General features: G+C 68.6%; 5 protein-coding genes and 3 pseudogenes. 5 read left to right on the top strand and 3 right to left on the bottom strand.

The window, feature by feature from the left end:
• Window positions 1–197: 197 nt before the first annotated feature.
• Window positions 198–498, bottom strand: a pseudogene (locus ACGFNK_RS41835) (transposase); the annotation flags it as partial.
• Between the two features lie 193 nt (window positions 499–691).
• On the opposite strand from ACGFNK_RS41835, the gene ACGFNK_RS41830 reads away from it, so the two are divergent.
• Window positions 692–1,906 carry an MFS transporter gene (locus tag ACGFNK_RS41830; protein WP_393425409.1) on the top strand — a complete coding sequence of 405 codons (1,215 nt, stop codon included), beginning with the start codon at window positions 692–694 and terminating at the stop codon, window positions 1,904–1,906.
• 100 nt (window positions 1,907–2,006) lie between these two features.
• On the opposite strand, the gene ACGFNK_RS41825 is transcribed toward ACGFNK_RS41830, so the two are convergent.
• Window positions 2,007–3,524, bottom strand: a complete 1,518-nt coding sequence (locus ACGFNK_RS41825; protein WP_393425385.1) for an FAD-binding oxidoreductase — start codon at window positions 3,522–3,524, stop codon at window positions 2,007–2,009.
• Between the two features lie 621 nt (window positions 3,525–4,145).
• Between ACGFNK_RS41825 and ACGFNK_RS41820 the strand changes: the two are divergent.
• A pseudogene (locus ACGFNK_RS41820) lies at window positions 4,146–4,775 on the top strand (alpha/beta hydrolase fold domain-containing protein); the annotation flags it as partial.
• A 112-nt stretch (window positions 4,776–4,887) separates the two neighbouring features.
• Here ACGFNK_RS41820 and ACGFNK_RS41815 read toward each other — a convergent pair.
• Entirely contained in the window at window positions 4,888–5,226 is a 339-nt protein-coding gene (locus ACGFNK_RS41815) for a substrate-binding domain-containing protein (RefSeq protein WP_393425406.1), read from the bottom strand.
• Here ACGFNK_RS41815 and ACGFNK_RS41810 point away from each other — a divergent pair.
• From ACGFNK_RS41810 to ACGFNK_RS41800, 3 genes and pseudogenes are all read left to right on the top strand, one after another.
• The gene (locus ACGFNK_RS41810; protein WP_393425403.1) at window positions 5,110–5,541 is read left to right on the top strand and encodes a family 78 glycoside hydrolase catalytic domain; all 432 of its coding nucleotides are present in this window, start codon (window positions 5,110–5,112) and stop codon (window positions 5,539–5,541) included. The genes ACGFNK_RS41815 and ACGFNK_RS41810 overlap by 117 nt on opposite strands.
• 714 nt (window positions 5,542–6,255) lie before the next feature.
• A complete protein-coding gene (locus ACGFNK_RS41805) occupies window positions 6,256–7,413 on the top strand; it encodes a WD40/YVTN/BNR-like repeat-containing protein (protein WP_393425382.1) in 1,158 nt (385 codons plus the stop codon).
• A gap of 7 nt (window positions 7,414–7,420) precedes the next feature.
• A pseudogene (locus ACGFNK_RS41800) lies at window positions 7,421–7,522 on the top strand (IS5/IS1182 family transposase); the annotation flags it as partial.
• Window positions 7,523–7,527 lie beyond the last annotated feature (5 nt).

Raw genomic sequence — 7,527 nt, 5'->3', positions numbered from 1 at the left:
CAAGAGGACCTCCTGGAAAGACTCCTGCCCGCCAGACGACTCCGCAGCCAGCCCCGTGTCGTGAAGCGCAAGATGTCCAACTACTGGCTCAAGCGGGCCGAGCACCACGCCTGGCCCCAGCCAACCCGCACCGGCACCCAAGCCATCCGCATCAAACGACCCCAACCCGCAGACCCATAAAGCAACGGCATTGCCTCTAGATGGTGTTTGGAGCCTGCCCGGCCCCGGTCGACCGGCGACGGGCCTGTGTGGTTCCCGCCTTTCAGGGCTCGTACGCTGGAGTCGACAATGCAGCAGGTCATGCCCGACCCGAAGCCCATCTCGGTGGACTCCCACTGGATACCGGTGTGTAGCACGTACAGGATGCCGCAGAAAACCTTTCGATCCGGCCGGCACAGGCTTGCGCCCCGGATGCCGGAACCGCCGTTGCCTGCACGGGAGCAACGGTCCGACCCGCTCCCACAGTTCATCCGACACGATCCATGGTGAAGCCCCCATGCGATCAGAATGCTCAGCCCGTCCTGCCGACTCCACCGTGAGGACCAAGGCACTTCACTGCGTTGGCCGTTGTTAGCCGGAATGCGACATGACCCGTGAAGGGCGGGGGTGCAGTCGCGGATCTGCCAGCCACCTCTCGATGAGCCCTGCTGGACTGATCGCGAAACGCGTTGCCTTTCAAGGACGGAACGCCATGCCGGCAATCACTACCGCTTCAGTCAACGGCCAACTCTTACCCCCTCGGTCCCCGCTGATGGGGTGGCTGGCCGTGGTCTCGGTGATGTTGGGAATCTTCGCCATCGTCACCATCGAGATCCTGCCGATCGGTCTGCTGACCTCGATCGGATCCAGCTTCACCGTCTCGGACGGGGTGGCTGGACTAATGATGACTATGCCGGGCTTCCTGGCGGCGATCGCCGCTCCACTGGTCATCGCGGCCACGGCACGCTTCGACCGCCGACTGATGCTGTGCGCCTTCATGCTCCTGCTGGCACTGGCGAACTTCCTTGCCGCCGCGGCACCCGACTACTGGCTCGTACTGACCTCCCGGATCATGGTCGGGATCACGATCGGCGGCTTCTGGTCGATAGGAGTCGGGTTGGCGGAACGACTGGTATCGCCGGCCTCGGTCGGCAGGGCAACTGCTGTGATCTTCTCTGCCGTCCCGCTGGGATCCGTCCTTGGGGTTCCGACGGGCACCCTCATCGGAGATATCGCTGGATGGCGAACGGCCTTCACAGTCATGGGAGCCCTGACGGTCGGTGTCCTGGTCATGCTGCTCCTGTTCGTGCCGCCACTTCCTCCGGTCCAGGCCACACGGCTGGGCGTCCTCAACGGCATGCTCCGCAGCGTCAACACTCGCTTCGCGCTCCTGCTGACGTTCCTTGTAGTGCTGGCTCACTTCAGCACCTACACCTACGTGACACCATTCTTGGAACAGGTCACCCATGTCAGCAGTGGTCTGATCACTGCATTCTTGCTGCTCTATGGTGCCGCCGGCATCCTCGGCAACTTCCTGGGCGGCGCCTGGGTGACCCGGTATCCGCGGACCGTCTTCGGGCTCGCGGCCGCCCTGATCGCCGCGGTGACCCTCCTGCTTCCAGCGCTGGGCCGCTGGGAGACCGGCGCAGTGATGCTGCTGATCGTGTGGGGCATCGCGTATGGCGCCGTACCAGTCGCGTCGCAGACCTGGTTCTCCAAGGCGGCACCGCATGCCCCGGAAGCGGCATCCGTCCTGTTCACCGCTTCCTTTCAGGCAACGATCTCGATTGGTGCACTCGTAGGGGGAGTCATCCTGGACCGCACCTCTCCGTCCGCGGTCATGTTGCTGGGCGGTTGTACCGCGGTCCTTATGGTCCTGGCAGTAGGGGCACGCCTCGTCGGGCCGAACTGCAACAGGCGGTCATGAACGCACAGAAATTCGCCCACAGGCGCTCCTGTCGAACGCTTGGCGCATGGCCCTCGACAGTGGTTCGCGTACAGCGCCTGAATGCCGCGGGATGCCAGTCTCAGCCGCGGGTACCACCGATGGCTTGCTGGTAGGAGAACAGGCCGGCGGGGTCGTACCGTCGCTTGACGGTGACCAGGCGGTCGTAGTTGGGGCCGTAGTAGGCGTGCTGCCAGTCGTGCAGGTCCGGGTCGGGGAAGTTGACGTAGGCCGCGCGGGTGGACAGGCGGCGGCGGAGCATGTGGTGGACGGCGCGGGTCTGTTCCAGGAGAGCGCGCACCTCGGTGGACGGGGCGCCGGGCTTCCAGCGGGTGCCGATGTCGATCACGAAGGTTGCGCCGCGGTGCGGGTAGGCCGTCTCGTCCGGGCGGGGCGCGGCGCTGTCGCCGCCCATGGCGAACAGTGTCACGTAGCCGGTGGCCCGGCCGTGCCCCGGCTGCCAGGCGCGTACCCAGTCGGCAACAGCGGCCACCGCGTCGGGACCGGGCCACTGGTCGGGGACGAGGGACTTGGAGGCGTAGGCGTCCTTCGCTTCGGGGGCTTCCATGAGGTATTTCTGCGCGGACCAGAATCCGCGCTCCTCGATGAAGGCCCGGGTCGGTCGCAGGTGCAGAAGGGACGTGAACAGCCGTCGCAGGGCGTCCTCGTCGCCGAGCCGCTGCCCGAGGAGCCAGAGCGTGGTGGTGCCGTCGCCGCTGTGGTTGAAGCCGATTCGTACGTCGAAGTCGTTGTCGCGGTCCCCGTCGAGAATGTGCCGCAGTTCTTCCATCACCTGGACGCCCGCGTCCAGGGTGAAAGTCAGGTCGAAGACGGTGGCACGCAGTCGGCTGACGGACACGGCCTCGAACACGAAGCCGGTGTTGATGCCGAAGTTGCCGCCGGCCCCGCCGCGGCAGGCCCAGAACAGGTCGGCGTTCTCGTCGTCGGCCGCGCGTACCAGCGTCCCGTCGGCGAGGACGACTCGGGTCTCGGTGAGCCGGTCGCAGGTCAGGCCCCACTTACGGTCGTTGAAACCGAGTCCGCCGCCGAGGGTCAGCCCGGCGACGCCCACTCCCGGGCAGCGCCCACCGGGGAAGTACAGGTTGGCCTCACGGGCTTCATACACGTCGGAATTCGTGGCGCCGCCGCCCAGGCGCAGCCGCTGCCCTTGCGGGACCACCTCCTTCAGCGCGCGCAGACCGATCACAAGACCGGGGGTGGTGGAGTAGCCCGCGTAGTTGTGCCCGCCGGAGCGAGGTGCGAAGGGCACTCCGTGCTTGGCGCACCACCGGATCGCGGCGGTCACGTCGCCCTCGGTCGCGCAGGCCAGGACGCCGGCCGGTCGGACGGAGGCGTAACGGTGGTTGTCGGGTGTTGCCTGTGCCGTGTACTCCGCAACTCCCGGGCGGTACAGGCCGGCAGCGGGACTGAGGCGCTGCCTCAGTTCGCGCCACGCGGCCGGCTCGACACCCTCACTCACGAAGGGCGGATGGGCGGCGGCTCCATCCGAGCGGGTGCGGGCGGCGGCTCCATCCGAGCGGGTACGGGCGGCAGCCGAACCCGCACCGCCGCCCAGCCCGATCAGGCTCCCGGCGGCCACGACGGCCGCTCCGGTTCGCAGTACTTCTCGTCGGCCGGTCTCCACAGGTGAACCCCTTCGCGGTGAACTCGGGCACCGGGCAGCAGACCCGGGCACAGGCAGCAGAGGCCCTGGTTGGCGGGCCGGACCCATGGTGAGGGCGCACCGGAGCAGTCACCGACAGTGACACCGGTAAATGATCGCGATTCATACGAACGGAGCGAGACGCCCGTATGCGCACGATCCCGTGCAGCGCGTGGTACCCGCCACGGGAGTACACCGGGACGCACGCCGTAGGAGAAGCGAGCCGCTGTGCGAAGCGGCCGGCGGCTGTAGGCCTCGCCCGTGGCGGGGACGTGTCCCACGTCGTGCCGGGTAGCCGGATGACGGTCTCTCAAGGCGAGCGGTCGACCGGGGCGGGGTGCTTCCTGACCTGGGCCAGGGTCAGGGTGTGGGGCCGTCTGCGGACGGACGTCGCCAGGCTGTCGGCCGAGCGGCGTCACTCTTCGGGCGTAGTGAGACAGCGTTCCGCGTGCGGAGGCTCTCGACAAGTGTGGAAGTGGGACCAGGCCGACCACGGAGCGGTCTTTGGCCGGGACCGCCAGAACTCCGCCATGGGAGTGCCTCTGTGCCTCGGACGGCGAACTGGGACTGGTCGTGGTGTCTGTCGACTACCGGCTCGCCCCCGAGCATCCGCACCCTGCCCCGGTGGAGGACTGCTACGCGGGACTGCTGTGGACTGCGGAGCATGCGAAGGACGTCGGCGGTGACCCGGACCGCATCATCCTGATGGGCGGCAGCGCGGGCGGCGGGCTCGCCGCGGCGGTGGCGCTGCTGGCCCGGGACCGCAAGGGCCCGCGTGCGATCGGCCAGGTGCTGATGTGCCCGATGCTCGACGACCGAAACGACACCCCGTCCGCCCACCAGATGGCGGGCCTCGGCGTATGGGATCGCACATCCAATGAGACCGGGTGGACAGCGCTCCTGGGTGAAGCGCGTGGCACCGCCGACGTCTCGCCTTATGCCACCCCCGCCCGCATGGACGACCTGTCCGGGCTGCCTCCGGCGTTCATCGACGTCGGCTCGGCGGAGACCTTCCGCGATGAGGACGTCACCTACGCGAGCCGCATCTGGCAGGCGGGCGGTATCGCCGAGCTGCATGTGTGGCCGGGCGGTTTCCACGGGTTCGACGGCATGGTGCCACAGGCTGCACTCTCGCAGGACGCCCGCGCGGCACGGCTGCGCTGGCTGCGCCGCCTGCTGGGCGAGTGACCGCGAGGTCGGCGCTGTCCGGTGACTGCCGGTCTGCGGAGTTGAAGCGTCTGCCGACGTGGCCTCGGCCGGTGGCACTACCGTCCGCGGCCACGTCGGGCCTTCGCGCCGGCTATTCCGGACGGGAGCGGTGGTCCGGCGCGGCACCAGTGTGGGGGAGGGTTTTGACCTGTACCGACGGCTTGTGGCGGTCGGAGATCCGATCGAGCCGGAGGCGGGCGGCGTTCTCGCCGATCTCGTGGCCGGCCTGGTCGACGCTGGTCAGTGAGACCGGACCGAACGCGACGAAGGTCGTGTTGTCGTAGTCGGCCACCGGAATGTCGCCGGGCACGGAGTGTCCGGCTTCGGCGACCGCCTCCAGGACCCCCATGGCGACGATGTCCGCACCGGCGAAGACGGCAGTGGGCCGGCGGGGACGCGCGAGGAGTTCCTTCGCGCCCTCGTCACACAGCCCCAGCCCGGCGTGTGGGTCTTCGACTTCGGACAGAACTTCACCGGCTGGCCGCTGCTCGAACTCGACGGCCCGCTCCCGGCCGGCACCACCGTCAAGCTGTACCCCGCCGAGTCGCTGAACGCCGACGGCACCGTCAACCAGGCATCGATCATGGGCGGCGGCGCAGCGCGCGGCACCCACGCGTTCGCCGCCTACACGACGTACGGCGACAAGCGAGAGCTGGCACCCGCAGTTCCATTACTTCGGGATGCAGTGGGTCCAGGTGACTGGCCTGCCCGAGGGCTACGTAACGTCATTGGTCCATGGCCGTAGACGACCCCCTCCAGCAGCTCGCCGACCACGTTCGGACTGTCCTCGGCGCTGGCCCGTTTGTCCCGCCCGGACCTTGGATGCACATGGGTGCCGTCATCTGCGACGCCAGCTTTCAGGCGCGACGCAGGTACGAGTCAACGATCCAGCCACGGATTCTCCAACTGCAGACCGCATGGCCCGACGCTGCAACGGTTCGCGGTTTACTCGGGACGACCTGTATGCGTGGCTCGACCACCAAGCCAACCGTGCGGTTCTACGGACGGTGAGGGGTGTGGGGCCGAAGACGGTGGACTACATCGGGAACCTCGTCGGCCGCTCGCAGGTCGCCGTGGACGTGTACCTGTGCGCCTTCGCTGCGGACCGGGTGTCTCGGGCCTGAGGTACGAGCAGCTGCGGACTGCGTATGAGCAGACTGCGGCGCTTCTCGGCCATGAACCTGGCGGATTGGAGCACGCTGTCCGGCGGTTCAAGTCGCACAATGTGCGGCCCGCCGCGGAGGTCGTCGAACCATTGGGCATTGCGTGCTCCACCCCCGCGGGGATGGTCCCTCGTCCTCGTCGGGCACAAGGCCTCACCGAGTTCGGCGGTGGAGTGGGAACCCGAGCGCGGCGAGCGGTGTACCAGAGATGGCGGTGCATCGCGGGTCGGGTATACCGGTCGGATCGGGGGCTTCTTGTGAGGTGGCGCGGGGGTAAGTGCAGGGGCCGTTGGCGCATGTGGGTCGCAGCCGTGCTGGCAGTGCTGGCGCTGGTGTCGGCATGCGTCGAGGCGGACGGGGTCGGGGGCGCGCAGGTGGGTGAGCGCGCCCCTTCCTCAGAGGCGGCGACATCCCCCCGGATTCCGTCAGGGATGGACCTGCCCGGCATTTCGGTCGCTGTCGACTTCGCGAGGGACGGCAGTGGGTTCGCGCTGCTCGCGGAGTGTGGGAAGACTCGTTGCCGGCAGCGAGTTGCCGTGCTCGACAAGGGCGCCGATGCCTGGCGGCTCGAGCGTTCCCCGCTGGTGGATGTCACCGTGGAGCACGGCATCACGGCGACGCTCAGGGTGCTGGGACCCGGTCGCGCGTTGATCATGGAGGGCGTCTGGCCGCCGCCGGACCGGACCTGGTTCACGAGTGACGGGGGACGCCGCTGGCGGCAGGGTTCCGCCAGGCCCTTGGGCACGACGCCGGTGCTGCCTGAGGGCGGCACCCTGTTCGAGGACTGCACACGGATGGACCAGGAGGGCAACAACTGTGAGCATGCCCACGTCCTCACGGTCCTGCCCACCACGGGCGAGTTCCGGGCCCTGGCCACTCAGCCCCCGCTGAAGCCCCCAGTCGTCCCGGCCGGGCAGACCGGAGACCTGGTCTTCGCCTCCGGCCGTGACCCGCGCTCCGGCCGTGTCGCACTCGCCGTCAGCGAGGACGGGGGACGCAGCTGGCGGTTGTCCCGGCCGACGGAAACCGGAGAGTCGGTCTGGGCCCTGCGCGTGACCGGCACTGGAAAAGTGCTCTACGCGGCAGAGCCGGGCGAGCTGCCCGACGAGGAGAACGTGAAGAACGGCCTGCTCGCCCTCCACCGCAGCACGGACGGCGGCGGCACCTGGGAGCGGGTCTGGGAGCACCGCAAGGGCGTGGATCCGCGCTCCCTGCTCGGCCAGCCGATCGCCGCCTCCGACGGCAGCCTGACGCTCCACAGTGAGGACGGCGTCTGGCGCAGTACGGACGGCGGCCGTTCCTTCGCACGCCACCGAAACTCCGGAGGGATGTCGGGCTGGGTGACCACGACCGCGCTCGGCTATCTGTGGCACGACAGCTTCGGCGCCGGGAGCTGGCGCATATCCACCGACGGTGTCCACTGGACACGGTTCGAACTGGGCAACGGGACCTGAGAGGCCGTGTTCGTGGGTCGTCACGCTCAAGCCGGTCAGCCGGCTCAAGGACGCCTCCGGCTTCGTCGTCCTGCCCCGCCGCTGGGTCGTCGAAAGAGCGCTCGCGTGGACTCC

Origin of the sequence: Streptomyces sp. NPDC048825, assembly GCF_043198355.1 — a bacterium.
Taxonomy (GTDB): Bacteria; Actinomycetota; Actinomycetes; order Streptomycetales; family Streptomycetaceae; genus Streptomyces; species Streptomyces xiangluensis.
This window is presented reverse-complemented; position numbering and strand designations above follow the sequence as displayed.

Excerpts from the sequence above, each read along its gene's own strand:
- ACGFNK_RS41830 (WP_393425409.1), top strand. The coding sequence starts at position 692 with ATGCCGGCAATCACTACCGCTTCAGTCAACGGCCAACTCTTACCCCCT.
- ACGFNK_RS41805 (WP_393425382.1), top strand. The coding sequence starts at position 6,256 with ATGTGGGTCGCAGCCGTGCTGGCAGTGCTGGCGCTGGTGTCGGCATGC.